The following is a 26,045-nucleotide window of genomic DNA, read 5'->3' as shown; positions in this document are numbered from 1 at the left end:
CCGCGAGGCACGAAACTACCGGTGTGCGGCCGTCAACCTCTCGAGCGTGGGGACGATCTCGCTCGGGCTCGGCATGGCGAGGTAGTCGTCGCGGACGCGTGCCGCTCCGATGCGGAACGACGGCTTGGCGAGAACATCGAGGATCTGCTTTCTGATCACCTCGGCCGAAGGGTTGGCGATGTCCACGATCGCCCCCGCACCGCGACTCGTAATGTACCGTGCCCCGACAATTGACGAGGTGTGTTTGGTCGCGCCCATCCCGCCTTCGTCGTCGGTGACAGCTTCCGCGACCACCTGCGGGTGATCGGTGATCAGCTGCGGCAGGCCCGCGGTGCACGATGCCGCGAGGGTTCCGCTGCTGCCGTGGTGGATGATGGCTGAACACGTCGGCAACAGTTGGTTGAGCGGCACGTAGTCGACGGTGCGAACGTTGCCCGGTACCTGCGAGACGTCGACCAGTTGCGTGGCGTTCAGCGTCGCGACCATCTCGATGTCGATGCCCGATGCCGCGTCGAGCAGTGTGGGGACGTAGTCCCAGCCCCCCTTCAGGAACTCCCGTTGGGAGACCCCGAGTGTGAGGGCCACCCGTGGGCGCTCGGCGCGGGACTTGAGCCAGCTCGGCAGCGGCGTCTGCCACGAGTACGGGATCCACCGCATTCCGACCGTGTTCGTGGTGGTGTGTAGCCGAGTCGGAACGGGCATCGGGTCGATCGTCCATGCACCGAAGAGCAGTTCGTCATCCACGTCGACGTGGTAGCGCTCTGCCATCGGCCGAATCGTCCCGGCCAGCAGATTCTCCAGCTCCACTCCGGTTCGGTCGGTGTGTGCCGCGAGCCTGTCGCCGAGCCAGGCCTGGTAGTCCTGTCCGTAGAGATGCCGCGCGTGAGCGGCGCCGCAAGCCTTGGCAGCCACCGCGGCTCCGGGCATGCACGGATCCCACAACACGAGGTCCGGCCGCCAGTTCCGGGTGAATTCAGCAAGATCATCCATTACCGGCAGTGGCTGCGATGGCGGCGCCTGGTACGGATTGAAGTCCCACGCCGCGGGAAGCAGGAACTGGGTCACCGTGTCCCACGGCTCACGATCGTCGAGTTCTCCGAGTAGCTCGTCGGTCATCCCGGCCATCATCTCCCGCTCGGCGGGGTATGCGCCGGCCGGACCGGTCGGTGGCGGCAGGTCGTCGCCGCCGAGGGAGACCGGTGTCAAACCGACCGACTTGGTGTAGGGGGCCAGGTTCGGATGGGAAGCGACACAGACCTCGTGCCCCGCGCACTGCAACGACCAGGCGAGCGGAACCATCGGGTACAGGTGTGCGGCCGCCGGCCAGACGACGAATACGACTCGCATCAAAGTCCTCCAAGATTCCGGTCGCCGTGGTGGTGGATGTCGGAGTGGCAGATGCCGGCGTAGGCGATGTCGATCAGTATGTGCAGCGGTATCCATGAAACCAGCCTCGACTGTTCGCCGAACCTTCCATCGTGCGCTGTCCGATCCGGAACGCAGGTCCGAACCAGGTCGTCCCGACCACGGCGCATTCTGACCAAGGGCGGGATCGGGATGCCGCATTTTGAAGGACGCCGGTTCTTGGCAAGGGATTCAGTATGGCACTAATGCTGGTTCCATGAATCGAACCATCCGAGACCGAATTCTTTCGTGAAGGAGGTGTAACCATGTGCGGAATTGCCGGATGGATTTCCTTCCAACGCGATCTCCGTGGGAAGACCCGGATCCTCGACGCGATGACCGACTCCATGGCCGTGCGCGGTCCAGATGATCGGGGCACCTGGGTGGACGAGCACGCCGCGCTCGGCCATCGCCGGCTGGCCATCATCGACCTGCCTGGCGGGCGACAGCCCATGTGCGTCGAAACGCCACGCGGCAAGATAGCGATGGTGTACTCGGGCGAGGCGTACAACTTCGTCGAACTCCGCGAGGAGCTGCGTGCGCGCGGCCATCACTTCACCACGAGATCGGACACCGAGGTCGTCCTGCGGGGGTACATGGAATGGGGCGAGGCCGTCGCGGAACACCTCAACGGCATGTACGGCGTGGCGATCTGGGACGCCGCGGAACGCAAGCTGGTACTGATACGCGACCGGCTGGGCGTCAAGCCCCTCTACTACTACCGCACCCCCGACGGCGTGCTGTTCGGTTCCGAGCCCAAGGCCATTCTGGAGAACCCGCTCGCCGAACGCGTCGTGAACACCGACGGCATTCGCGAGCTGTTCGCGTACATCAAGACCCCCGGTGACGCCTTTTGGCGCGGGATGCGCGAGGTGAAGCCGGGCACTGTGGTCACCGTGGGGCCGAACGGGTTACGTGAACACGTCTACTGGACCCTGCGAACGACCGAGCACACCGACGACCTGGACACGACGGTGGCTCGGATTCGCGAGCTCCTCGAGGACATCATGAGCCACCAGCTCGTCTCCGATGTGCCGCGGTGCATGCTGCTTTCCGGTGGCCTGGACTCGTCCGCGATAACCGGGATCGCGGCCAGGCAGCTTGCCGAGGCAGGGACGGCCCTTCGCAGTTTCTCGGTGGACTTCGAGGGGCGTACCGACAACTTCGTCAGTGACGCCGTACGGCCCGATGCCGACTCCCCGTTCGCCCACGAGGTGGCCGCGTGGGTCGGCTCCGATCACCAGGACATCATGCTGGACGTTGCCGCCCATGCCGACCCCGGGATCCGTGCCAAGGCACTGCGGGCCAGAGACATGCCCGGCGGCAACGGTGACCTCGACAGCTCGCTGTACCTGCTGTTCCGGGAGATCAAACGGCACTCCGCCGTCGCTATTTCCGGCGAGGCCGCGGACGAGGTGTTCGGTGGATATCGCTGGTTCTTCGATCCGTTGGTCCAGCAGGAGAGGCAGTTCCCCTGGCTGGTCCGCTGGCCGGAGTACTTCGGTGAAGACTCGCAGATCCTTACGCCACAGGCACGGAAGACCGTCGATCTCGACACCTATCTCCACGACAGTTACGCCGACGCGGTCAGTGAGATCGACCGGCTCGACGGCGAGAGCGAAATCGAGTGGCGGCAACGCAAGATCAGCTATCTGCACCTGACCCGCTGGGTACGAGTGCTGCTGGATCGCAAGGACCGCACCAGCATGGCCACCGGGCTCGAAGTCCGGGTGCCGTTCTGCGACCACCGGCTCGTCGAATACGTCTACAACACGCCCTGGTCACTGAAGACCTTCGACGGCAAGGAGAAGAGCCTGCTACGGGCGGCGGTCGCCGACCTGCTTCCCCCGTCGGTCCTGCGTCGGGTCAAGGCGCCGTACCCGTCCACTCAGGACCCGGGGTATGCCTCCGCGTTGCGCGACGGCGCCCGCCGACTGCTGGCCCGGCCGACGCACCCGGTGTTCGACCTGATCAGCTATGACTGGCTCAAGGGCGAGGTGCGGGACGGCGGCGCCCGAACCACCTTCGCCTCGCGGGCCCCGCTCGAAAGAGCTCTGGAACTCGCGATGTGGTGGGACACCTATTCGCCGGCGGTCGAGCTGTCATGAGTCCGGCGGACGGTTGCCCGTCGAATAACCCTCGGCCCGCACATCCCGCTCTTGAGTTCCCAGGAGGCGCATTATCAATGACCGCGGAAAACAGTGGCTACGCGACAGGAACCGTCGAAATCGTAAGTTACCAGGACAACCGACTGGGCCCGGCCGACCCGAGCGGGATCGAACTGCTGTACACCATCACCGAGTTTCAATACACCGGGGGAATGGATGGTCGTGGCTACCACGTCTACATCCAGCGGGTCCACTCCGACACCGGGCCGTTTCGCGTGATGGCCAGGGTCGTCGGCAGCCTCGGGGGCAGATCCGGCACCTTCGTGACCGAGGGAACCGGCACCCGGCGTCCGACCGGGCCCGTCGACGTGGACTGGCACATCGTCGAGGGTTCCGGAACCGGCGAACTGACCGGGGCGACCGGGTCCGGCACCGTGACCACGACCGATGACGGTGTGGTCAGATACACCCTTTCGTATCAGCTCCCGCAAGGACGATCCACGGTCACGTCGAGTTGGGGCGGCGGTTGAACATCGCCGCCGGTGCGCTGCTCACGTCCACGGCCGCCGGTCGGCCGGCATCGACAGATCTCCCTTTGCCGGTACTTCGTCGCGATATAACAAGAAGTAGCAGCATCAGAGATGCGACACGACACCCTTCGCCGGGACGATGACATCGTTGATTCACCAAATCGCCAGCAACGTCGTGTGACGCCGCAGTCGTGGGCGATGCCCGTCGCACCGAGCTGCCGCTTCCAATAGCGCATGCAAGGAGGACACATGTATGACTACGTGATCGTCGGGGCTGGATCGGCGGGCTGCGCACTCGCCGCCAGGCTCAGCGAGGACCCCGAAGTGCGGGTGTGCCTCATCGAGGCAGGGCCCGCTGACACCTCACCGAACATCCATGTTCCCGCGGCGTTCGCGAAGTTGTTCCGCACCAACCTCGACTGGGACTACGACACACACGACGAGCCGTTCCTCGACCGGCGCCGGATCTACCTGCCGCGTGGCCGCGTGCTGGGCGGGACGAGTTCGATCAACACCCAGATCTACATCCGCGGCAACCGGCTCGACTACGACGGCTGGGACCAGCCCGGCTGGGGCTTCGACGATCTGCTCCCCTACTTCAAGCGCTCCGAGGACAACGAGCGCGGCGAGTCGGAGTTCCACGGCACCGGCGGCCCGCTCACCGTCTCGGAGAACCGTTCGCGTAACCCGATGTCCACGGCGTTCGTCGACGCCGCGGTGGAAGCGGGCTTCGCGGCCAACGACGATTTCAACGGCGCGTCCCAGGAAGGGTTCGGCTACTTCCAACTGACCCAGAAGGACGGGCGCCGGGCGAGCACGGCCACCGCGTTCCTGCACCCCGCGCTGAACAGGCCGAACCTCACTGTCGAAACCAACGTCACGGTGCACCGGGTGCTGATCGAGAACGAGTGGGCCGTCGGTGTGGTTGGCCAGCGCCTCGACGAAGAGCTCACGATCCGCGCCGAGCGCGAGGTCATCCTCGCGGCGGGCGCCTACAACTCGCCGCAACTGCTGATGCACTCGGGCATCGGGCCCGCCGCGCTGCTCGGCCCGCTGGGTGTGCCGGTGGTCGTGGACCAGCCGCTGGTCGGCCAGAACCTCTCCGACCACACGCTGACCCCGCTGGTGTTCACGCACGAGCACCCGGTGAGCATGCTCGCCGCCGGAGCGCAGGAGAACTTCCAGCAGTTCATGGCCGAGGGCCGCGGACCGCTGACCTGCAACGGCCCCGAAACCGGTGGCTTCGTCCGGACCAGGCCGGAGCTGCCCGCCCCGGACGTGGAGTACCTGGCCGCACCGGTGATGTTCATCGACAGCGGACTAGCCATGCCGACCGCGCACGCGCTGACCTTCGGCCCTTCGATGCTCACCCCACGCAGCCGCGGCGCGGTCACCATCGCCTCCGACGACCCGACGACGAAACCGCGTATCCAGCACAACTTCTTCGCTGAGCCCGAGGATCTCTCGGACGCGATCGCCGCGCTGCGTATCGCACTCGACATCTCTCGTCAGGACGCGCTGCGGGACTACGCTTCGGCCCCGTTCCGGCCGCCGGCTTCCGAATCGGACGCGGACCTGGCCGAGTACATCCGCCGCTACACCCACTCGATCTACCATCCCGTGGGCACCTGCGCGATCGGCTCTGTGGTCGACGTCGAACTGCGCGTCGGCGGTGTCGGCGGCCTGCGCGTCGCCGACGCCTCGGTGATGCCGGTGGTCCCCCGCGGCAACACCAACGCCCCGACCATCGCGATCGCGGAGAAGGCGGCGGACCTCGTTCGCAAAGCCACCGCCTGAGTTCTCCCGCCAGGCGCCTGGAAACCCGGGCGTCTGGCGGACAACCGGAACAACGCCACGATCGCGCGGTTTCTGGTTTCAGGAGACATGGAGCAGCGAGGTCCCCGGCATTGTTGCCGGGGACCTCGCTGCCGACACGGGCACTCAGAGGTAGTGGGTGTTCGGTTCAAGACCGCAGAGGATGCGGCCGTAGAGCTCGAGGTTGGTGTTCGGGTGCATGACCGCGTGCAGATTCAACGTGCGGATGTCGCGTTCTATGCGCTGGATCGGCACCGAGCTGTAGATCGACGAGCCGCCGCTGGCCGTGCTCAGGATGTCGACGGCTTCCTTGGCGCGCTGGCAGGTGGCGCCGAGATCCAACCGGACGCGAGCGCGTTCCTCCAGCGTCCACTCCGCACCGGAAGCGGACTTGGCGTCCACCAGGTCCGCGGCGCGCAGTGCGTGGAACCCGGCCTCGTCGACCTTCACCGTGGCCTCCGCGACCTGGAGGTGGGTCAGCGGCGCCGCGGCCTGCTCGGTGTAGTCGGTATAGGTGATCTTGCGTCCTGGCAGCCGCTCGAAGAATGCCTCCTTGGCCGCCTTCGCGAGGCCCAGCACCGTCGCGCTCACGGTGGCGCAGGCGGTGGGCAGCAACGGTGCACGGAAGATCGGCGAGTCGGCGTTCAGGACCGAAGAGTACTGCTGGCGCAGCACCGGGCCCATCTTCAGCACCCGTTCGGCGGGGACGAACACGTCGCGCGCGACGGTGCTCACGCTGCCGGAGCCACGCAGGCCCGAGGTGTACCAGTCGTCGACGATCTTCATTTCCTTCAACGGGATCGCCGTCATGATCGGCTGGGGCCCATCGGCGTCGGGGTCGAGCAGGATCGCCGAGTTCGTGTTCCAGTGGCTTTGCTGGGCGCCGGAGTTGAACGTCCATTTGCCGTTGACGACGTACCCGCCCGGCACCGGCTTCGCCGTCGCCGTAGGGCTGAGAATGCCGCAGACACGCACGTCCGGGGTCGAGAAGATCTCGTCCTGCACCTCGTCGGGGAACAGGCAGGCGATCCAGGTGCTGATCGTCCAGACGCCCGCGGTCCACGAGGTCGAGCCGTCACCGCGGGCGAGCTCGGCGACAATCTCGGACAGCGTGCGAAGACCGACCTCGTATCCGCCGTACCGCTTCGGGATTCGCAGCCGGAAAAAGCCACTGTCGGCCAGTGCTTCGAGGGTCTCGGGATGCAGCCTCCGATTCTCCTCCGTCCAGGCCGCGTTCGCCTTCAGCAGCGGCACCAGGTTCGAGGCACGGCTTACGAGTTCCTGCTCCGTCGGTGTTTCGTTGGACTCCACAATGTACTCCTCGGACCGGTCGTCAAAGTATCTTCGAGAGTCTCAGCAAGCCGTCGCCGCCTGCGCCTCTTCCTTTGCGGACTCGTCCGGCGGCGCCAGCAACGCGAGTTCGGACAGACGGCGCCGAAGGTGCGCACGAAAGGAGACGCGGCCCTCACCAGTCGGGGCCACACTGGCGCCATGCCTACGCTTCCCGAGTTTCGACTGGAATCCTATTTCTCCAAGTGGGAGTTCGTCGCGCGCTATCACCTCACCGCGTCGGACGCGCAAACGGTGACGAAGGCCGAACTGCTCGCCATGGCGGGCGACGAAGATCGTGCTCGCTGGGAAGGCATGGATCTGGGTTACGGCGAAACCTACGGCCTGCCCGCGCTCCGCGAGGCGATCGCGGGCACATACGAGCACCTCGAGGCCGAGGACGTGCTCTGCTTCGCCGGCGCGGAGGAAGCGCTCAACCTCGCCATGCACGTCCTGCTCGACGCGGGCGACCACGCGATCGTCGTCACGCCGAACTACCAGGCGGCCGAGACCATCCCCCTGTCGATCTGCGAGGTCACCGGCATCGCGCTCGACCCGTCGAACGACTGGCACCTCGACGTCGACGCGCTCGAACGGGCCATCCGCCCCAACACCAGGGTCGTCTCGGTCAACTTCCCCAACAACCCCACCGGCACGGTTCCGGACCAGCGGAACTGGGCACGGTTGGTGCGGCTCTGCGACGAACACGGGATCCGGCTGTTCAGTGACGAGGTCTACCGCGGCGTCGAAACCGACCAGGACACCACCCTGCCGCAGGCCGCCGACCTTTCGGCCACCGCGCTCTCCCTCAACGTGCTGTCCAAGGCATACGGACTCGGCGGACTGCGTATCGGCTGGATCGCCTGCCGGGACCGCGCACTGCTGCGGCGGCTCGAAGGCGCCAAGCACTACGCGTCCATCTGCAACTCGACCGTCAGTGAGATGCTCGCTCTGATCGCGCTGCACTCCCGCGAGCGCCTGCTGGACCGCAACCGCCGGATCATCGCCGCGAACGTGCCCGAGTTCGACGCCTTCTTCGCCGCCTTCCCCGGCCTGTTCGAGTGGCGGGCCCCCCAGGGCGGCTGCGTGACCTTCCCGCGCTACCTCGGTGCGGACGGGGTCGAAGCGATGTGCGCCGACCTCGTCGCCGAAGCCGGTGTGCTGCTGCTGCCGGCCAGCATGTACGTCTCGGAACTGACTCCCGTCCCCACCGACCGCTTCCGCGTCGGTGTCGGGCGCAGCGACCCGAAGGAAGCGCTCGAGGTGTGGGCGAGCTGGATCGAGCGGCGTCAGCGGGTCTGAACGTCCTGTTTTCTGCCCACCATCAGCAGCGCCAGCAGCATCAGCACCGCCGCGTAGACCAGGCTGGCGCCGAAGAAGGGCAGCATCGCCGCCGCGGTGATGGCGACACCGGCGTTGCACGCCCGTGCGCCGCGCCCGGTCAGCAGCCGGTGCGCGGCCAGGAAGGTGAACAGGAAGATCAGCAGGAAAGCCGCGGAGGTCGCGGTGATGAGCCGTTCCTCCGTGCTGCCGGTCACCGCGAGCAGACCAACCGGCACGCCGTAGCCGGCGATCAGCGAAAACAGCGCGAGGTAGGGCACTCCCCGGCGGGCGGAAATCTTCGTCAATGCGGCCGGGAGCAACCCTTCCCTGGCCGTCGAGTAGATCACCCGCGAGGTGCCGAGGACCCACGCGTTCGTCGCGAGCAACAGCAACACCACCGCGACGACACCCCCCACCTGCGACATCGTTTCGCCGCTCACGATCCGCAGCAGCGTCGTGAACGCGGTGATCTGACTGCCCTCGGCGGTCCCGGGCGGCACCACCAGCACGATCGTCGCGGCCATCGCCAGGTACAGGAATCCGATCACGAACACGGCCAGCGCGATGGCCTTCCGGAACGTCCGGGCGGGGTCCACCACCTCCTCGGCGACGGGTGCGGCGTTCTCCCAGCCGATGAACCCGAAGAAGCACACGATCAGTGCCGCGCCGAGGCTGGACATCCCGTGTGGCGCGAACGGCGTCAGGTGTGCGGAGTCGGCGCTGGGCATGGCGATGATCATCACCACGACCAGGAACGTGATGAGCGTGACCAGGACGGCCCCCTGCACGAGGCTGCTCGTCCTGACCCCGAACAGGTTGAACAGGATCGAGCCGACCATGATCACGAGGCCGAGCAGGACCACCTTCAGGTCGCTGGGGTCGGGCTCCCACATGTTCAGCAGGTACCTTGCCGCGGCGAGACCCAGCACGGGGTTCGCGATGAGCAGCGACAACACAAGGAACGCCCCGACCCAGCGGCCCGCCCGCTCGCCGAAGGCGGAGCCGACGAACCCGGCGATACCGCGAGCGCTCGGATACTGCCCGGACAGCCGCGCGAAGGTCAGCGCGAGCGGATAGGAGTAGATGATCAACAACGCCCACGCGAGCAGTGACAACGGCCCGGCCTCGGCGGCCGCATGTCCGGGCAGGATGAGGATGCCGACCCCGACCACCGAGGTCACGTAGTGGATGACCAGGCCGGGAACGCCCAGCGACCGGCGCAAGGTGGCCATCACCGGGCTCGCTCGATCTCGTCCAGCAGCAGTTCGACCATCTGCCGGTTCGCGGCGGTACCGACCAACCCGATCCGGAACGTCACGTCCGCGAAGGGCTCGAGGCCCGCCGCGATCATCAACCCAGCAGCCAACAGCCGGTCACACAGCTCGTTCGCGCGTGGATGGCGGGCGACGACCACCAGGTTCGCCGCGTGCTCGTCCTCGGCGACGACGTCAAACCCAAGGCGCCGCAGGCCATCGCGGCATTCGGCGCGCAACGCGGCGCGCTCGCCGACCCAGTTTTCCCGGCCGGCGAGGTGAATCCGCCGAACGCTGCTCGCCAGCACCTGCACCAGGCTGGTCGGCATCGTCACCGGGGTGGGCTCCCAGTCGTCCTCGGTCAACGCCCGCTCCCAGCGCGCGAGGTCGAAGTACCAGGTGGGCGGTCGAACCGAGCGGGCGTCGATCCGTTGCCTGCCCGACTCGGTGAGCGCCACCACGGCCAGACCGGGTGCGCCGCCGAGCCCCTTCTGCGACGCGGAGACGAGCGCGTCGACACCCATCGCGCGCATGTCGATGTGCTCGCCGCCCGCCGCCGCGATGGCATCGACGAGCAGCACCGCGCCGGACTCGTGCGTGAGCCGCGCCAGCCGTTCGATCGGATGGCGGACCGCGGTAGCCGTCTCCACGTGGGTGACGAGCAGGCCTTCGCAGCCGCCGAGATCCACTCGCGCCGGGTCGACGGGGCGCCCCGGTTCACACGGCACGACGCGCACCTCGAGCCCGTGCGCCCGCGCCATCGCGACGAGCCTGCTGCCGAAGTAGCCGGAGTCCACCACGGCCACCCGCTGGCCCGGTTCGAACAGGTTGAACAGCGCGGCGTCCAGCCCGGCCGAGCCGGACCCCGGCAGCAGGTACGTGCGGTCAGCCCCCAGCAGCAGCGTGAGATCCTCCCGCACCGCACGGAAATCGGCCATCCAGCCTGGCCCGTAGTGCGGCTGGATCTGCCGCCCCAGCACGGCCAGCTCACGGGGATGCAGCCGGCACGGGCCGGGGATCATCAGATGCCTGATCTCGCCCTGCCCGCCTTCGACCGCCGCCAGCGCGTTACTCATCGTCTGCTCCCCTGTTGTCGAATGCCGTCAAGCGCTGTCAGGCCGCACGCGCCAAGGGGAACCGCCGCGCGGCGATCTCGCGCAGTGCGCGCCACAGCCGTTCCACGTCGGCGCGGGTGGTGTGGATATTGCCGATCGACACGCGGATCACATAGCCGTCGTCGATCACCGTGTGCGAAACGAAGGCTTCGCCGGAGGCGTTGAGTTCCTCGACGATCTCGGCGTTCAGCCGGTCGCAGACCTCCCGATCCTGGCTGGGTTCGTAGCGCAGACACACCAAGGGGTAGATCGAGTCCACCGGGCAGCGCCACAGCGGTTCCGCGGTGACCGCTTCCCGTAGCCCGACCGCCAGTTCGACGCTGTGCTCCAGTCGCTCCGCAAGACCCGTCCGGCCGAACGTCCTGATCACCCACCACAGTTTCAGCGCACGAAAACTACGTCCCAGCTGCGGTGTCAGGTTCATGTAGTCGACGGTGTGCTCGTCCTGCGCCGACGTGAGGTACTCGGCGACCAGGCGGAACGTGTCCGCGAGCGCACCCTCGTGTCTGCAGTGCAACACCGTCGCCTCCATCGGGATGTAGAGGCACTTGTGCGGGTTGACCACCAGCGAATCCGCGCGGGTCAGATCCTCGACCTGGCCGGCGAGCGACGGCGCCAGCCGCCAGAACCCGCCGAACGCCGCGTCCACGTGCAGCCAGACGCCATTTCGCTCGCAGACGTCGGCGATCTCCTGGAGCGGATCGGCCGCCCCGACCGAGGTCGTGCCGACGGTGGCGACGACGGCCACCGGTTTGTACCCGGCGGCCAGGTCATCGAGGATCGCCGCTTCCAGTGCCTCCGGCCGCATCCGGTACCGCTCGTCCGACGGCACCTTGACCAGGTTCACCTGACCGAAGCCGAGGGTGATCGCGGCCTTGTCGACCGAACTGTGCGCCTGGTCGGACGTGTAGAGCCGCAGCACCGGAAGATCGCGCCCGGCCAGGCCCTCCACCCGCACGCTCGGCCCGAGCGCGGCGTCGCGCGCGGTCGCGAGCGCGTACAGCGTTGCCAGCGAAGCACCGTTCACCAGCACCGCGTCCGCTTCCGCCGGGTAGCCGACCATTTCCGCGACCCACCCGAGCACGACCCGTTCGAGCGCGGAGGCGGCGGGGGCGCTCTTCCACAGCATCGCGTTGACGTTCAGCGCCGCCGTCATCGTCTCCGCGAGTATCCCCGGAAAGCTGGCACTGTTGGAGAAATAGCCGTGGAACGACGGGTGGTTCCAGTGCACCAGGTACGGCAGGACCAGCTCGCGGGTGTCGTCGAGTACTCGCTCGAACTCCACGCCGTGCTCGGGCAGGTCCTGCCGCAGTGAGGCCGAAAGCTCCCCGGTGCCGCGCGGGACGGTCACCGGGACCTCCCGGATCGACTCGAAGTGCGCCCTGAGCACCGCGAGCAGCTCCCTGCCGTGCTCCTCGAACAATTCGGGCGGCCAGTCGCCGGGACTCTCAGAGCCCTTCCGGAAACTCGGGTCGGCCGAGTTCGACGGCTCACCGTGTCCTCGCGGTTTCCAGTCCTCAGACGCCCTCTCAGACATGGGCGGCCTCATCGCCGACCTGACCGGGCTCCTCGGCAAAAAGCTCGGTCACGTCCTCGTCGTGGTCGATCGGCCGGTTGTCCCAGTCCCAGCCGCCCGATACCGAAAGTGTGGCGCCGGAGATGTACCCGGCGCGGTCGGAGACCAGAAACGCCACCGCGTCAGCGATGTCGTCCGCGGTGCCCAACCGTCCCGCGGGCATCCGTTTCGCCATCCACTGGGCCTGTTCCGGTGGCAGATGCCCGTTGTCGATCAGGCCGGGCGCGACACAGTTCACCGTGATGCCGTGCCTGGCCTCCTCGATGGCCAGCGACCGGGTGAACACCGCGATCCCGGTTTTCGCCACCGTGTATGCCGCGAGGTTCGGCGCGCCCCTGACGTGGAGTGCGGGAGCGAGTCCGACGGTGATGACCCTGCCGAACCCCCTGGCTCGCATACCGGGCAACGCCGCCTTTGTCGCGTAGAACGCCGAGTTCAGGTTGCTGTCGATGATGAACCCCCAGCGCTGCGCCGAAGTCTCCGCCGCCGCGCCGAGGACGAACTCACCGACGTTGTTGACCAGTATCGAGACTTCCGCACCGAACATCTCGGCGGTCCGGCGCACGGCGAGTTCGGCCTGCTCCGGGTCGCACAGGTCGGCCCGGACCGTCACCGCGCGGGCACCGGCCGACCGGAGCCGGTCCACGAGCGCCTGTGCGCTCGCGGAGTCGCTGCGGTAGTTCACCGCGACCATCGCGCCCTCTTCGGCGAGACGCTCGCACAGGGCACTGCCGATCCCCCGCGCACCGCCGGTGACGAGAGCGACCTGGCCGGTGCCGGGTAGCCGGGTCCGCATCAGTGCTCGTGCTCGTGGTCGTCGTCGTGGTCGTGCTCGTGCGGGACCTCGGTGAGGTAGCTGATCTCGCGCGGCGCGGCGCAGTACGTCTCCTCGAACTCGCTGATCAGCGACGCCTCCCCGGAAATCAGCTCTTCGGCCTCCTCGCGGCTGCGCCACGGGTACATCACCCATACCTTGGTGGCCTGGTGCTCGTGCTGGTAGAAGGTGGCGTGCCCCAGGAAGGCAGGGTGCTCGTGCGCTCGCGGGCCGACCAGATTGTCCATCTTCTGCATCAGCTCGGGCACGCGGTCGGCGTAGTCGTCCTTCAGTTCCCAGGTTTCCAGAACGTGGATCATGACTCTCTCTCCTCATCGGTAGTGGATTGCCTGGAGTGGAAGAACTCGGACAGCAGAGACTTCCCCTCCGGTACGAACTGCTCACAGACGAAGATGTGGTGGCGCCGGTTGCGCGACTGCGCGGACCAGAGCCTGGTGGCCGCATCGCGCACGTCACCGGGCGCCCGCCCGGCCCGGTCCGCGGACTTGAACCCGCGCCGCAGCGCGGTGAGTCGGTTGAGCATCTGCTCGTGTTCGATGTTCAGCACGCCGGAAAATCCCGGTGTCATGAACGGCGGTGCCATCGAAGGGCGGATCACCCGCTCGTAGAGCTCCTGACTGAAGTCCGCGGCGTAGCGCATCGTCGCCGTCGCCGCGTCATAGAGGACGGTCAACCTGCCGAAGACCGCTTCGAGCTCCGGCCAGTGAGACTTCTCTAGCGCGTGTTCCCCCTGCAGCAGCAGCCCGTTCATCGTGGCCAGATGCAGGTGGAAAAGCTGATGCCCCAGCTTCCAGCGGAGCACTGCTTGTGCGGTGTCATTCACGCGACAGCCTCTCCGTACCCGGAGGGGGCCACCCACTCCTCCAGGGTGCTGTGCAGTACCACAACACAGCCCGCCAGAATCGCGGCCTTCTCCTCATCGGACAGGGTGCTGTGCTCTAGGTCCTCAAGCACCTCACGTTGAACGTCTAAGCAGGACCGCGTCCAGGTCGTGAGGTCCGGGCGTTCCCGTATCAGCCGGAAGTAGCCGTCATAGTGTTCCTGGCCCGCGACGCTGGTGAGCGCATCGGGTATCTTTCCGTCGCTTGGCAGGGAAATGGACTTGATTCCACCCAGCTCGCCACCGTCGTGCCCTTCTTCGTCCTTACTGCTCATGACGCCACTCCTCGAAATGCCTGCGAATGGTTTCGCTCGCGTTCTTGCCCGGTATCCCGAACACCCCGCCGCCCGGCCGGGTGCCGGAGCCGCACAGAAAGAGCCCTGGCACCGGGGTGTGATAGTCGGCGTAACCTCCCACCGGCCGCCCGGCGAACAGGTCTCGCGGAGACATCGCACCGTGGTAGAGATTCCCCCCGGGTAGCGCGAGTTCACGTTCGATGTCCGCCGGGGTGAACAGCCGACGGTCGGTCACCGCCGCTGTGAGTCCCGGCAGGTACGGCTCGACGTAGGCCAGCAGTGTGTCGAGATAGGACTCCCTGATCTCGTCCCAGGTCGTGCCTGCCGGCTGGTACGGCAGGTACTGCAGATACATACTCATGACGTGTTTGCCCGGCGGGGCGAGACCGGGATCGAGGATGCTCGGGACGGTGCACTCGACATGCGGCTGGGCGGGCGGGATCCCCGCCTTCGCCTCGGCGTGCACGCGGTCGAGATGATCCATGTCGGGCAGGATCTGCAGTGTTCCCTTGAAGTGCTCACCGAATCCGTCGAAGCCGCGGACCCCCGGCAGATGGTCGAGCGCGAGATGGACCTTCGCCGCGACACCCGGGTACTCGCGGCCCGCCAGTGCGGCACGGTAGCTCGCGGGCACGGCACCGGGTTCGAGTAGCTTCTCGAAGGTGGCCTTGGGGTCGGCCCCCGAAACCACCACCCGCGCGTCCAGCCGGGTGCCGTCCACGAGCTCGACGCCGCGGGCACCGTCGCCAAGCAGGATCCGCTCGGCCGCCTGCCCGGTGAAGATGTCCACCCCGAACTCGGCACACGCCGCGGCCAGCGCCTTCGTGATGCTCCCCATCCCGCCTTTCACCTGGCCCCACGACGGCCGAGCGTCCTCGGTCGCGCCCATCTGGTGGTAGAGCAACAGGTAGGCGGTACCAGGCATGGACGGCCCGCCGTCGATGCCGACGGTGCCGTCCGTGGCCAGCGTGACCTTCAGTGCTTCGGACTCGAACCATTCGTCGAGCACCTCACGCGCACTACCGAAGAGCGTGGACACCAGCAGGCGAAGGTCCTTGTCGCCGAGCGCGGTGGCGGCTCCCAGCGCCGCCTTCAACGCGGGAATGTCCTCAAGCAACGGTTTCCTGGACCCGCCGAGCAGATAGGGCTCGGCGAAACGGGCGATCCGGCGCATCGCGTCGCCGTATTCGAAATACTTGTCCGCGTCCTGCTCGGAGAATTTTCCTATTTCCGCGGCCATTTTCGCGGAATCGGCGCTGAAGGTGAGATAACGCCCATCGGGCAGGAGGGCCGTGACCGACGGATCGCGCTCGAGTACCTCCATCCCGTGCTTGGCGAGACTGAGGTCGTCGATGATCTCCTTGCGGAACAAGGTGGTCACCAGACTGGCCGTGCTGAACCGGTGGCCGGGAAAGATCTCCTCGGTGATGCACGCGCCGCCCACCAGCTCACGCCGTTCGACCACCGCGACGCGGTAGCCCGCCTGTCCCAGGTAAGCCGCGCAGACCAGACCGTTGTGCCCCGCTCCGATCACGACCACGTCATATGATTCAGTCACCAATCCATCGTCGGTGAACACGTCACCGGGCGGCATCTCCGAGGATGCTCTTGGCAATGCGCACTACCAGAGATGCCCTGCCTCACCCCGAATCGGCATGCTCCTCCCGGAGAACTTCACCAGGAGGTCACCGTGTCTTCTACCGTGTCTTCACTGCAGTTGGAACCGGCACTGCCCGCGGTGGCAGGCGCGGATGTCGCGGTGCCGCTGGCGAACGGATCGCAGGTGCCGTACGCGAACTTCGACTACGCCGCGAGCGCCCCCTGCCTGCTCGCGGTCAAAGACGCACTGGACGCGGCGTTGCCGCTGTACGCCAGCGTCCATCGGGGAGCGGGACACCTTTCCCGGATGACCACCCGCGCCTACGAGAACGCCAGGCAAACCGTGCGGCGCTTCGCGGCGGCCCGGCCCGACGATTCGGTCATCTTCACCCGCAACACGACCGACTCGATGAACCTGCTCGCCTCCTGTGTTCCGCTGGGCACCACCGTCGTGGTCTTCGAATCAGAGCACCACGCCAACCTGCTTCCCTGGCTGCACCGGCATTTCGTGGTGCGACTACCCATGCCCCGCTCGCCGGAGGACGCCGTGGCCACGGCCGCCGACGTACTCGCACCCGGCGGGCTGCTCGTGGTGACCGCGGCTTCGAACGTGACCGGAGAACTGTGGCCCATCGACGAGTTGGCCGCTGCCGCGCACGCCCGCGGCGCCCGGATCGCGGTGGACGCGGCGCAGCTCGCTCCGCACCGACCGTTGGACATGTCTAACGTGGACTATCTGGCCTTCTCCGGCCACAAGCTGTACGCGCCCTTCGGCTCCGGTGTGTTGATCGGTCGGGGCGACTGGCTCCGCGACGCGGATCCGTACCTGCGTGGCGGTGGCGCCAGCAAGACGGTCGGCTCCGGCACCGTCATCTGGGCATCCGCGCCGGAGGAAAGACATGAAGCGGGAAGTCCGAACGTCCTTGGCGCACTGGCGATCTCGGCGGCCTGCGCGGCGCTGGACGCCGCGGGCCGGCCGGCGCTCGCCGCGGCCGAGGAACGACTGTTCGCGCATTTGCGCTCCGGTCTGTCCTCGGTTCCCGGTCTGCGCGAACTGTCGTTGTGGGGGCCTGATTCGCCACGGGTGGGAATAGTCTCGTTCGTCATCGAAGGATGGGACCCGCACTCGCTGGCCCAGACCCTGTCTGACTCCTACGGAATCGGTGTCCGGGATGGCAAGATGTGCGCTCACAATCTCGTGCGCCAGCTGCTCGGCGGCACGGACGGCTCGATCGTCCGTGCCAGCATCGGCCTCGGCACGACCCGCGCGCACATCGATCGTCTCGTCACGGCACTCGCCGAGCTGACCACCGTCCGCGCCGCCGCCTGAACCCGCGATGCCGACAGCCGCAGGACAGAGGAAGTAATCCCGGGTCACCGGCGGACAATGGACCCGGGACGACCATTGCTATGCGATCGCATCGATGAGGAGACTTTTATGTCGGTCAGTGCTGAGGACAGGTTGGCGGCCTATTACGGTCCGTTCACTTCCGAACGCGAGAAGGAAGTTCTGAGCGTCCCGCTGCGTCTGGTGGGTGCGTGGGCGGAAAACGACGCTGATGGCGTGGCGGAGGTGTTCACCGCCGACGGGATCCTGGTCCTGCCCGGTGACGTGTACAAGGTCGGCCGCGAGGAGATCCGGGCGTTCATGAAGGCCGCCTACGCCGGCCCGTTCAAGGGCAGCGGTGTGACGGGAACTCCGGTGGATGTCCGGTTCGCCTCGGACACGGTCGCACTGGTGCGCACCCACGGCGGGATCCTCGCTCCCGGTGAGACCGAGATCGACCCCGAACTCGCCGTGCGCTCGACCTGGGTCTGCGTGAAGCAGGACGGTCAGTGGTACCTGGCCGGCTATCAGAACAGCCCCCGTGGCGCAGGCGCCACCCTCCGCTGGTAACCCCCGAACCGAGGAGAAAACCATGCCAGGCAAGGCATCCGAACTGGTCGCAGGCGCCAAGAAGTGGGCGTCCAACTACGGCGACTTCCCCAACGGCGAGGAGGGCGCGGTGCTGAGTGTGCCATTGCGCATTCGTGGCGCGTGGGAACGTAACGACGCCGCACTGTTCGCCGAGGTGTTCACCGAGAACGGCAGCATGCTCGTCGGTGACAACCAGCTCACGAGCCGCGAAGAAATCCTCGAGTACATGAAGGAGGCCTTCGCGGACGGCTATGCGGGCGCCCGGATCGAGGAAACTCCCGTGGTCATCCGCAAACTGTCGGACACCGTCGCCTTCGCGGTCACCAAGGGCGGCCTCGTCCTCAAAGGCGAAACCGAGGTCGCTCGGGAACGCGAAGTCCGCGCGACCTGGGTGATCGTCAAGGAAGGTGGCGACTGGAAACTGCTGTCCCACCAGACCAGCCCCATCGCGGGCTGAGCGCGCTTTTCCTTCGCAGATGCCACTTATGGAACCTTGGCCGTTCCATAAGTGGCATTCCTGTATCCGTGGCACGGGATACAAGCGAGCCCCCGCGCCGGGGCGGGCGCGGGGGCTCGGGTGAAGTCGGTTCATCCGCGCAACGCGGCGACGGCCTTCTTCCATTTGGTCTGGTCGCGGGACTCCCGTGGGGAGACGATCTCGGCGAATCGGACGATTCCCTCGGTATCGATGAGGAAGGTACCGCGGTTGGCCATCCCGCCGACGTCGTTGAACACGCCGTAGGTCTTCGCGACCGCCCCGTGCGGCCAGAAGTCGGACAGCAGCGGGAACGTGATGCCCTGCTGCTCCGCCCAGACCTTGAGGCTGAACGGGGTGTCCACGGAGACGCCGACCACCTGGACGTCCTCGTCGCGGTAGCCGGCGAGTTCGTCACGGACCTGACAGATCTCTCCTTGGCAGAGCGGGCTGAACGCGAACGGGTAGAACACGAGGAGCACGTTGTTGTCCCGCCGCAACGAGCCCAGCGACACCTGCTCCCGGTCGAGATCGCTGAGCGTGAAGTCCGGCGCCACCGAACCTGGTTCAACCACCATGAGCCGATACCCTTCCGTCATCCCTTGATGGGGCTGGTCTGGTGGGACAGCAGCTTCAACTCGCCGCCGTCCCTGACGATCACCCAGGTGACCCGGACCTGCCGCTCGGGAGCGGTCTCCGTCTCGCCCTCCAGCAGGATGCCACCCTGGCTGATCACCATCGCCGTGTCCTCGCTGAGGAACTTGACCGACAACGGCCAGCCGCGCACCCGCGCGCCACGGAAGTAGCCCTCGAAACCTGCCTTCATGTAGTCGCGGATCTGCTCGCGGCTGGTCAGCTGCTCGTCCTTCATCAGCAGGCTGCCGTTGCCGGTGAAGGTCTCGGCGAAGAAGTCGGCATCGTTGCGCTCCCAGCCCTCCTGGATGCGCATCGCGACCGTGAGCACGGCCTTCTCGTCGTCCCCGGTGAATTCGCGGTAGTACGAGGTGTCCTCTTCGATGCCCGCGGCGGCAAGGATGGCCGACGCGTCTCCCCACGGCGTGGTCGTTGCAGCCATGCTGTTTTCTCCCTGTTCGCTAGTCGTCGCGCGCCTGTCGGTTCAGACAACCTTCGCGCAACGCGCTCGCCGAGAAGTCCTCTGCCTTGCGCGAAGACGCCGACCGTGGGGCCGGGTCCGCAGGGTTGCCCGGCCCTGGCCGCCGGGGATGAGAGACAACGGCTGCCGACTATGAATTTCTCATGTTCCGCGGTGCAGGAAATCATGCCAACTCGTGAATGAAGCACTTAAGAAGATGTCGGGCACGGCGCTAATGTGCGGTGAGAGGAATTCGAATCGCGAAATTTCGCCGAGCGGGCCGACAAGGGCCCTGAGGGGACTCCGCAATGGATGACATCGTTCGTCGCGCCGTTGAGCGGGCCATCGGCACCATGCAGGAGCAGCTCGGCGAGCGGCTCACCATTGACGACCTGGCGCGCTCGGCGATGTTCAGCAAGTTCCATTTCTCCCGGGTGTTTCAACAGGCTACCGGGGTCTCCCCCGGCCGGTTTCTGTCGGCGCTACGAGTGACCGAGTCGAAGCGGCTGTTGTTGTCCACCTCGATCACCGTGGCCGACATCAGCCATCGCGTCGGTTACAACAGCGTTGGCACCTTCAGCACCCGCTTCAGCAGGAGTGTCGGGGCCCCGCCCATCGCCTACCGCCAGCTCCGTGGGGTCCTGCCATGGGTCCCCGCCGGACAGGCCCATCGCGGGACCCGGTTCGGCCCCGTGCGCGGAAGGGTCCGCGTCCCGCCCGGAACCAACCCCGGCACCGTTTTCGTCGGCCTGTTCCCCAGCCGGATTCCCGAAGGACCACTGGCGGCGTGCGTCATTCTCGACGAGCCGGGGCCCTACCTGTTCCAGAACGTCCCGCAGGGCACCTGGCACGTCGTGGCGCAGTGCCTCTTCCGGGACGAGCGGAACGACATGATCTACACGGGCCACCACGGCCCGATCACGATCCAGTCCGACGTCGCCCGAATCGCCGACGTCCAACTGCGCCCCACCCGAATCTTCGACCCGCCGGTCCTGCTGGCCCTACCCAACCCGGGCCTCAACCCGCCTGTGCGAGTCGCGGTATAGCCGCCAACTGACGTATCCCGCCGCTCAGGGCAACGAAACAGGCAGCCCGAACGGCGGGAAGTGCTCTTCGCCGATGAACGCCGTGATCTCCCTGATGCGGTCGTCGCGCAGGGTCAGCACGTTGATCGACCAGGCCCGATGCTCGCGGACGGCGTCGTCCCACAGATAGCAACCCACCCCTGGCTGTCCGTTGGCGGTGGTCGGGAGGTGGCGCCAGCTTCCGCAACTGGTCATCGGAATCCGGATCGCGAAGTCGGTCACGGTGTCGACGCCGTGGTACCAGTGCGGCAACGGGGGCATGGACCACGTGACGTCTTCGGTGAGCAGGGTGACCAGTGCGTCGGCGTCACCGCGTTCCAGCGCGGCGGAGAATCCGGTGACGATCTCCCGCAGCCGCGTGTCGCCGAGCCTGCGCAGCGTCCGCTGCTGGCTGGCTGGAGGAATCTTCTCGGCGACGATCCGCCGGGCCCGCTGCAGGGCGCTGTTCACCGACGCGGTCGAGGTGTTCATCGTCGAGGCGATCTCGGCGACCGAGAAGCCGAGGACCTCGAAGAGCAGTAGCGCGGCGCGCTGGTTGCCCGGCAGGTGCTGCAGCGCCGCGACGAATGCGAGTTCGACGGCCTCCCGCTGCTCGTAGCGGGCCTTCGGGTCCGCCCGTCCTTCGGCGAGGCCGGCATCGCAGTAGGGACCGAGCCAGGCAACGTCGACCAGCGGGGTGTCACCGACCACCGGCTGCGTACTGGACGGACCGAGGTCCACGGGCAGCGCGCGCTTGCGGCGGTGCGCGACCACGTCGAGGCACGTGCGGGTGGCTACGGTGTAGAGCCAGGACCGCAGCGAAGCGCGCCCCTCGAAGCGCCCGAGCCCACGCCACGCCCTCAGCAAGGCGTCCTGCAACGCGTCGTCCGCGTCGTACGCGGAGCCCAGCATGCGATAGCAGTGCGCGTGCAGTTCCCTGCGCAGCGGCTCCACAAGGCGGGTGAACGCGGCGTCGTCCCCGTCGCGCGCCCGCGCCAGCTCGGGGCCGGTCTCCGCACCGGCCACAGGGGCCTTCGCGACAGTTTCGCTCATAACCGATGATTCTGCCCCACGACGGGAGTCACTTACGCCGAACACGCGATTTCCGCCGTCCACCAGGAGGATCCGATGAATCACGCGGCACCAGCCGTCACGGTCGAGTCACTGCGGGTGGCTGACGCCCGCCTGCACTACGAGGTGCGCGGCAGCGGCCCCCTCGTGTTGCTGACCGCCGCACCGATGGATGCCAGGTCGTTCGAACAGCTTGCCGATCGTCTCGCTACCGAGCACACGGTGCTGACCACCGACCCTCGGGGAATCCACCGCAGCCCGGTCGACGACCCCGACCGGGACTCGACGCCGGAGTTGCGTGCCGACGACCTCGCACGCCTGTTGACGCACCTCGACGCCGGACCGGCCGTGGTCCTCGGCTCCAGCGGCGGCGCCGTCAGCGCCCTCGCCCTCGTGCAGACGCATCCGGAACTGGTCCACACCGTCATCGCGCACGAGCCGCCACTGGACGAGCTGCTCGACGAGCGCGAGGAGCTGCGCGCGAGGACCGAGGACATCATCGCCACCCACCTCTCCGGTGACGTGCTCGGTGCCTGGCGGAAGTTCCTCGCCGTCGCGAACATTGATCTGCCGGAGGAGGCCATCGAGCAGATGTTCGGCGGCGACCGTGATCCGCAGGAGGTCGCCGACGATCACTTCGCCCATGCGCACATGCTGCGTGCAACCACCCGCTGGCAACCCGACATCGGGGCGCTGCGTACGGCGTCGACCCGTGTCGTGGTCGGCATCGGTGAGGAGTCGGCCGGACAGCTCTGTGACCGCACATCGCGGGCGCTGGCCGCGGCACTCGGCATCGAACCGACGATGTTTCCCGGCGACCATGTCGGCTTCACCAGCGAGCCGGACGCGTTCGTCGCCCGGATGCGCGCGGTCCTCGACCGATAGTCGGCCCGCGCGGACGGCCCCTCGGGAAGGGTCAGTTGTAACCGAGGACGATGCAGTCGTCCTTACCGTCTCCCCGGGGTTCGGCCGCAAGGGACGTACGTCCCGGCTCACCCGGAGGATCGCCGCTCGGCGGGACGGCAACGGGTTCCGTCGAGATGTCCGGTGCCGTCCTGTTCTCCGACATGGCAACCTCCGATGCACGCCGCAACCTGGACCTACCGGGCAAGTGTGAGGCAAGTCACCACAGCTACGGTAGGTCGCCCGCTCGAGAACCGGTCGACCCGGAGGCTGGATCAGACCGGCAGTCCCGAGCCTCGCCAGGCATCCGGACGAGACGGACGGAGCACCCCGAGGTGGCGGCCCGGGTCCGCCCACACCGGCGTGCAGGGCCGTGGTGTCGGTCGGGGTGGCTCGGCGAGCGCCGCGAGCACGGCGGTGACGGCGGCTACCTCCTCCACGTCCGGCATACCCCGCAGGATGTGGAATGCCGGGTGCGGCAGCTCGGGTGGCGGGCCGCTCACAGCGGCACATTCCCATGTTTGCGTTGCGGGGGCCGGGAACGCTTGTCCCGCAGCATCGCCAGCCCCCGAGCCACGGCCGAGCGCGTGTCGGCCGGGTCGATCACGTCGTCCACCAGCCCGCGCTCCGCCGCGTACTGCGGATGCATGAACTCCTCGGTGTACTCCCGGACCAGCCGCGCCCGCAGTCGTGCCGGATCCGCCGCGGCGGCGAGTTCTCTCCGGTGCAAGATGTTGACCGCACCTTCCGCCCCCATCACGGCGATCTCGTTGGTCGGCCACGCGAGGGAAAGATCCGCACCGATGGACCGGGAGTCCATCACGATGTACGCCCCGCCATAAGCCTTGCGCAGGATGACCTGGATACGCGGCACGGTCGCCTCACAGTAGGCGTAGAGCAGCTGCGCGCCGTACCGGATGATCCCACCGTGCTCCTGTTCGGTTCCGGGGAGGAACCCGGGCACGTCGACCAGCGTCACCAATGGGATGTTGAAGGAGTCGCAGAACCGGACGAACCTGGCCGCCTTCTGTGCCGCGGCGCGGTCCAGCACGCCGGCCAGCACGAGGGGTTGGTTGCCGACGACTCCGACGACCGCACCGTCTATGCGCGCCAGCCCGCACACGATGTTGCGCGCCCACAACTCGTGCAATTCGAAGAACTCACCGTCATCGACCAGTTCTTCGACGACCGCCCGTATGTCGTAGGGCTGGTTCGGCTCGGCGGGCACGATGTCGGCCAACCTGGGACGGAGTTGTGTCGTGGCTCCCCGGCTGGCCGCGGCCGGTGCGGGGTCGAGGTTGTTGCCGGGCAGCATCGATACCAGGTATCGGACGTCGGCGAGACAACTCTCCTCGTCGTCGTGTACGACGGTCGCGACACCGGACAGTCCACCGTGGACGTCGGCGCCGCCGAGCTCGTCGTGACCCACTCTTTCCCCACTCACCGCCTCGACGACGTCCGGCCCGGTCAGATACATCTTGGCCGTCCCGCGCACCATGAAGGTGACGTCCGCGAGCGCGGGCGAGTATGCCGCACCGCCTGCGCACGGCCCCAGGATGACGTTGATCTGCGGGATGACGCCCGATGCCTCCACGTTGCGCCGGAAGATACCGCCGAACCCGTGCAACGCGAGGACGCCTTCCTGGATCCGGGCGCCCCCGCTGTCGTTGAGCCCGATCAGCGGGGCGCCGGTGGCGATGGCCAGATCCATCACCTTGTGGATCTTCGCGGCGTGGGACTCACCGAGCGACCCGCCGAACACGGTGAAATCCTGGGCGTAGACGAACACCCGCCGCCCCTCGATGGTCCCGGAACCCGCGACCACGCCATCGGTGTGCGGACGGCGCTCGCCCGGCCCCGCTCCGGTCGCCCCACGCCGGCGATAGAGATCGACCTCGGTGAACGAGTTCTCGTCGAGCAGCAGGTCGAGACGTTCCCGCGCGGTGCGTTTTCCCAGGGCGTGCTGCCGTTCGATCGCTGCCGGAGCACCCGCGACGATCCGCTCGCGCAACGACTGCCGCTCCCCGTTCAGCTCCACCATGGACCGGATGGGCACCGGTTCCGGAACGATTTCGAGATCCGGCTTCTCCTCCGGCCGCCCACCGGCCGAACCGCCCTCGGTGCGGAATTCCTCCTCCGGGAAGGAATCCTGGAGCGCTGCGCTGCCGTGGACATAGGATCTTCCGCCAGATCGCTCGGTCACGCCGCGGCCTCCCGGTCCTCCAGTTCCCGGTCCACGAGTTCCTGGTGCATCTCCGCGACCAGGTCACTCCATCGGATCCCTCGTCCCAGCCGAGGGACAGAGGTACGCGGCATCTCGGGCACCTCGCTGGTCTCGGCGCGGCGAGCCACCAGGCCGGTGAGTTGTGCGGTGTTCTCGATCATGGTGATCTTCCTTCCGATGTGGCTACGTCGACGACGGGCACCTACGCGACCTGGTGGTAGTCACCACCGAAGAACAGCAGTGCCTCGGGACTGGAACCCCGGCTGGAACTCAGGACCTCACCGAGGAAGATGGAGTGGTCCCCGCCCGCGTAGGTTCGGGCGAGACGGCACTCCAGCCAGGCCAGGGAGCCGGCCAACAACGGAGCTCCGGTCTGGGGACCGGGAGTCCAGTCGACCTGGTCGAACTGGGCGAGCCCGCGAGGTCGCCGCCAGTCGGCGAAGTACCGGGCCTGTTCACGCTGCCCGGCACCGAGAATGGACACGGCGAACGACTGCGCCGAGACGATCGCCTCGTGCATGCGCGCGGCCCGGGACACGCAGCACAGCACCATCGGCGGTTCCAGTGACACCGAACTGAACGCGTTCGCCGTCATACCGTGACCGTTCTCGCCACCAGCGGTGAGGACGGTGATACCGGTCGCGAACCGGGACATCACTTCCCGCAGTGTGCTCTGCTCGGACAGGCGCGACTGTCTCGGCGAGGAACCCGCACCTGGTGCCGCCGTTCGCGTCATGGGGCCGCCGGAGCCGATCACGTCACACCCCCGTGGCCGGAACGGCCGCGGACTCGGTTCTGGCGCCCTTCACGTCCTCGGCATAAGGAGCGAGAGCCGTGCGCAGTTCCTCCGGCACCCGTGCGGGAACCGTCGCCGTGTTCGGTCCGCGCATACACGCGATGCGCTGTCGCCCTCTGGCAACAAGATTCTCCCTGCCCTCGGCGAGCTGCACGTACTCGAAGGTGAACTGGATCTGGGTCTGGGTCAGTTCTTCCAGCCGCATCCGGATGGACAGTTCGTCGAACGCGGTGATCTCGGCGAAGAACTCGCAGTCCACCTTGAGGGTGAACAGCTTCAGGTCGGCTCGTACCTCCTCGAGCACCGCGGGAGCCTTCTCCTTGAGGAACATCTCCCGGCAACGCCCCTGCCACCGCAGGTAGTTGACGTAGTAGACATTGCCGACCAGATTGGTCTCCTCGAACCCGACGATGTGGCGGATCTCGTAGTAGGCCATGC

General features: G+C 67.2%; 28 protein-coding genes. 9 read left to right on the top strand and 19 right to left on the bottom strand.

The features are described 5' to 3' along the window. Positions 1 to 15: 15 nt before the first annotated feature. The gene (locus tag BM199_RS13260) at positions 16 to 1,347 is read right to left on the bottom strand and encodes a nucleotide disphospho-sugar-binding domain-containing protein (protein ID WP_091673362.1); all 1,332 of its coding nucleotides are present in this window, start codon (positions 1,345 to 1,347) and stop codon (positions 16 to 18) included. A 323-nt stretch (positions 1,348 to 1,670) separates the two neighbouring features. On the opposite strand from BM199_RS13260, the gene asnB reads away from it, so the two are divergent. From asnB to BM199_RS13240, 3 genes are all read left to right on the top strand, one after another. Continuing rightward, positions 1,671 to 3,512 (top strand): asparagine synthase (glutamine-hydrolyzing), encoded by a 1,842-nt coding sequence (gene asnB / locus BM199_RS13250; protein WP_091673359.1) that lies wholly within the window; start codon positions 1,671 to 1,673, stop codon positions 3,510 to 3,512. Positions 3,513 to 3,589: 77 nt separating this feature from the next. Further along, positions 3,590 to 4,042: a DUF3224 domain-containing protein gene (locus tag BM199_RS13245; RefSeq protein ID WP_177242612.1), complete on the top strand. Its 453-nt coding sequence runs from the start codon at positions 3,590 to 3,592 to the stop codon at positions 4,040 to 4,042. Between the two features lie 249 nt (positions 4,043 to 4,291). Further along, complete coding sequence (locus BM199_RS13240; protein ID WP_091673356.1) at positions 4,292 to 5,839, top strand: GMC family oxidoreductase; 1,548 nt, start codon at positions 4,292 to 4,294, stop codon at positions 5,837 to 5,839. A 144-nt stretch (positions 5,840 to 5,983) separates the two neighbouring features. Here BM199_RS13240 and BM199_RS13235 read toward each other — a convergent pair whose 3' ends face one another. After that, positions 5,984 to 7,168 carry an acyl-CoA dehydrogenase family protein gene (locus tag BM199_RS13235; protein ID WP_091673355.1) on the bottom strand — a complete coding sequence of 395 codons (1,185 nt, stop codon included), beginning with the start codon at positions 7,166 to 7,168 and terminating at the stop codon, positions 5,984 to 5,986. A 180-nt stretch (positions 7,169 to 7,348) separates the two neighbouring features. On the opposite strand from BM199_RS13235, the gene BM199_RS13230 reads away from it, so the two are divergent. Then, positions 7,349 to 8,488, top strand: a complete 1,140-nt coding sequence (locus BM199_RS13230; RefSeq protein ID WP_091673714.1) for an aminotransferase class I/II-fold pyridoxal phosphate-dependent enzyme — start codon at positions 7,349 to 7,351, stop codon at positions 8,486 to 8,488. On the opposite strand, the gene BM199_RS13225 is transcribed toward BM199_RS13230, so the two are convergent. Genes BM199_RS13225 through BM199_RS13200 form a run of 8 tightly spaced genes read right to left on the bottom strand, consistent with a single transcriptional unit; the run spans position 8,476 to position 16,022 of the window. Then, on the bottom strand, positions 8,476 to 9,741 hold the full coding sequence (locus tag BM199_RS13225) for an APC family permease (RefSeq protein WP_091673353.1): 1,266 nt from the start codon (positions 9,739 to 9,741) through the stop codon (positions 8,476 to 8,478). The two genes, BM199_RS13230 and BM199_RS13225, sit on opposite strands and share 13 nt — an antisense overlap. Next, on the bottom strand, positions 9,741 to 10,838 hold the full coding sequence (locus tag BM199_RS13220) for a pyridoxal-phosphate-dependent aminotransferase family protein (protein ID WP_091673352.1): 1,098 nt from the start codon (positions 10,836 to 10,838) through the stop codon (positions 9,741 to 9,743). The genes BM199_RS13225 and BM199_RS13220 overlap by 1 nt, the downstream gene beginning before the upstream one ends. Before the next feature lie 37 nt (positions 10,839 to 10,875). Next, entirely contained in the window at positions 10,876 to 12,414 is a 1,539-nt protein-coding gene (locus BM199_RS13215; protein ID WP_177242611.1) for a pyridoxal phosphate-dependent decarboxylase family protein, read from the bottom strand. Beyond that, positions 12,407 to 13,249 (bottom strand): SDR family NAD(P)-dependent oxidoreductase, encoded by an 843-nt coding sequence (locus tag BM199_RS33865; protein ID WP_177242610.1) that lies wholly within the window; start codon positions 13,247 to 13,249, stop codon positions 12,407 to 12,409. The genes BM199_RS13215 and BM199_RS33865 overlap by 8 nt, the downstream gene beginning before the upstream one ends. Then, the gene (locus BM199_RS33860) at positions 13,249 to 13,587 is read right to left on the bottom strand and encodes a hypothetical protein (RefSeq protein ID WP_177242609.1); all 339 of its coding nucleotides are present in this window, start codon (positions 13,585 to 13,587) and stop codon (positions 13,249 to 13,251) included. Before BM199_RS33860 ends, BM199_RS33865 begins: the two co-directional genes overlap by 1 nt. After that, the gene (locus BM199_RS33855) at positions 13,584 to 14,111 is read right to left on the bottom strand and encodes a hypothetical protein (RefSeq protein WP_177242608.1); all 528 of its coding nucleotides are present in this window, start codon (positions 14,109 to 14,111) and stop codon (positions 13,584 to 13,586) included. Before BM199_RS33855 ends, BM199_RS33860 begins: the two co-directional genes overlap by 4 nt. Continuing rightward, positions 14,108 to 14,443 carry a hypothetical protein gene (locus tag BM199_RS13205; protein WP_091673346.1) on the bottom strand — a complete coding sequence of 112 codons (336 nt, stop codon included), beginning with the start codon at positions 14,441 to 14,443 and terminating at the stop codon, positions 14,108 to 14,110. Before BM199_RS13205 ends, BM199_RS33855 begins: the two co-directional genes overlap by 4 nt. After that, positions 14,433 to 16,022: a phytoene desaturase family protein gene (locus BM199_RS13200; RefSeq protein ID WP_177242607.1), complete on the bottom strand. Its 1,590-nt coding sequence runs from the start codon at positions 16,020 to 16,022 to the stop codon at positions 14,433 to 14,435. The genes BM199_RS13205 and BM199_RS13200 overlap by 11 nt, the downstream gene beginning before the upstream one ends. A 132-nt stretch (positions 16,023 to 16,154) precedes the next feature. On the opposite strand from BM199_RS13200, the gene BM199_RS13195 reads away from it, so the two are divergent. The 3 genes from BM199_RS13195 (at position 16,155) to BM199_RS13185 (ending at position 18,438) form a co-directional block, all read left to right on the top strand. Beyond that, entirely contained in the window at positions 16,155 to 17,393 is a 1,239-nt protein-coding gene (locus tag BM199_RS13195; protein WP_245788334.1) for an aminotransferase class V-fold PLP-dependent enzyme, read from the top strand. Positions 17,394 to 17,501: 108 nt separating this feature from the next. Continuing rightward, positions 17,502 to 17,960 carry an SgcJ/EcaC family oxidoreductase gene (locus BM199_RS13190; protein ID WP_091673342.1) on the top strand — a complete coding sequence of 153 codons (459 nt, stop codon included), beginning with the start codon at positions 17,502 to 17,504 and terminating at the stop codon, positions 17,958 to 17,960. Positions 17,961 to 17,982: 22 nt separating this feature from the next. Next, positions 17,983 to 18,438: an SgcJ/EcaC family oxidoreductase gene (locus tag BM199_RS13185; RefSeq protein ID WP_091673340.1), complete on the top strand. Its 456-nt coding sequence runs from the start codon at positions 17,983 to 17,985 to the stop codon at positions 18,436 to 18,438. 131 nt (positions 18,439 to 18,569) lie between these two features. On the opposite strand, the gene BM199_RS13180 is transcribed toward BM199_RS13185, so the two are convergent. Together BM199_RS13180 and BM199_RS13175 are read right to left on the bottom strand one after the other, a co-directional pair. Further along, positions 18,570 to 19,034 carry a peroxiredoxin gene (locus tag BM199_RS13180; RefSeq protein WP_091673338.1) on the bottom strand — a complete coding sequence of 155 codons (465 nt, stop codon included), beginning with the start codon at positions 19,032 to 19,034 and terminating at the stop codon, positions 18,570 to 18,572. A gap of 17 nt (positions 19,035 to 19,051) precedes the next feature. Continuing rightward, on the bottom strand, positions 19,052 to 19,531 hold the full coding sequence (locus tag BM199_RS13175) for an SgcJ/EcaC family oxidoreductase (RefSeq protein WP_091673337.1): 480 nt from the start codon (positions 19,529 to 19,531) through the stop codon (positions 19,052 to 19,054). 326 nt (positions 19,532 to 19,857) lie between these two features. On the opposite strand from BM199_RS13175, the gene BM199_RS13170 reads away from it, so the two are divergent. Further along, positions 19,858 to 20,595, top strand: a complete 738-nt coding sequence (locus BM199_RS13170) for a helix-turn-helix domain-containing protein (protein ID WP_091673335.1) — start codon at positions 19,858 to 19,860, stop codon at positions 20,593 to 20,595. Between the two features lie 24 nt (positions 20,596 to 20,619). Here the strand turns inward: BM199_RS13170 and BM199_RS13165 are convergent, their stop codons facing one another. Continuing rightward, a complete protein-coding gene (locus BM199_RS13165) occupies positions 20,620 to 21,666 on the bottom strand; it encodes a sigma-70 family RNA polymerase sigma factor (RefSeq protein WP_091673333.1) in 1,047 nt (348 codons plus the stop codon). 75 nt (positions 21,667 to 21,741) lie between these two features. Here BM199_RS13165 and BM199_RS13160 point away from each other — a divergent pair, with 75 nt between their 5' ends. Beyond that, positions 21,742 to 22,569, top strand: a complete 828-nt coding sequence (locus BM199_RS13160) for an alpha/beta fold hydrolase (protein WP_091673332.1) — start codon at positions 21,742 to 21,744, stop codon at positions 22,567 to 22,569. A 31-nt stretch (positions 22,570 to 22,600) separates the two neighbouring features. Here the strand turns inward: BM199_RS13160 and BM199_RS33850 are convergent, their stop codons facing one another. The 6 genes from BM199_RS33850 to BM199_RS13135 form a co-directional block, all read right to left on the bottom strand. Then, entirely contained in the window at positions 22,601 to 22,753 is a 153-nt protein-coding gene (locus tag BM199_RS33850) for a hypothetical protein (protein WP_177242606.1), read from the bottom strand. Between the two features lie 109 nt (positions 22,754 to 22,862). Continuing rightward, positions 22,863 to 23,090 (bottom strand): acyl-CoA carboxylase epsilon subunit, encoded by a 228-nt coding sequence (locus BM199_RS13155; protein ID WP_143101826.1) that lies wholly within the window; start codon positions 23,088 to 23,090, stop codon positions 22,863 to 22,865. Beyond that, positions 23,087 to 24,628 carry an acyl-CoA carboxylase subunit beta gene (locus tag BM199_RS13150; protein WP_091673711.1) on the bottom strand — a complete coding sequence of 514 codons (1,542 nt, stop codon included), beginning with the start codon at positions 24,626 to 24,628 and terminating at the stop codon, positions 23,087 to 23,089. Before BM199_RS13150 ends, BM199_RS13155 begins: the two co-directional genes overlap by 4 nt. A gap of 158 nt (positions 24,629 to 24,786) precedes the next feature. Continuing rightward, the gene (locus tag BM199_RS13145) at positions 24,787 to 24,972 is read right to left on the bottom strand and encodes a DUF6222 family protein (RefSeq protein ID WP_091673330.1); all 186 of its coding nucleotides are present in this window, start codon (positions 24,970 to 24,972) and stop codon (positions 24,787 to 24,789) included. 41 nt (positions 24,973 to 25,013) lie between these two features. Continuing rightward, complete coding sequence (locus BM199_RS13140; protein WP_091673710.1) at positions 25,014 to 25,547, bottom strand: flavin reductase family protein; 534 nt, start codon at positions 25,545 to 25,547, stop codon at positions 25,014 to 25,016. A gap of 22 nt (positions 25,548 to 25,569) precedes the next feature. Continuing rightward, a complete protein-coding gene (locus tag BM199_RS13135; protein WP_091673328.1) occupies positions 25,570 to 26,043 on the bottom strand; it encodes an acyl-CoA thioesterase in 474 nt (157 codons plus the stop codon). Between the last annotated feature and the right edge of the window lie 2 nt (positions 26,044 to 26,045).

Source organism: Amycolatopsis marina (assembly GCF_900111885.1).
In the GTDB taxonomy this organism is placed as follows: domain Bacteria; phylum Actinomycetota; class Actinomycetes; order Mycobacteriales; family Pseudonocardiaceae; genus Amycolatopsis; species Amycolatopsis marina.
This window is presented reverse-complemented; position numbering and strand designations above follow the sequence as displayed.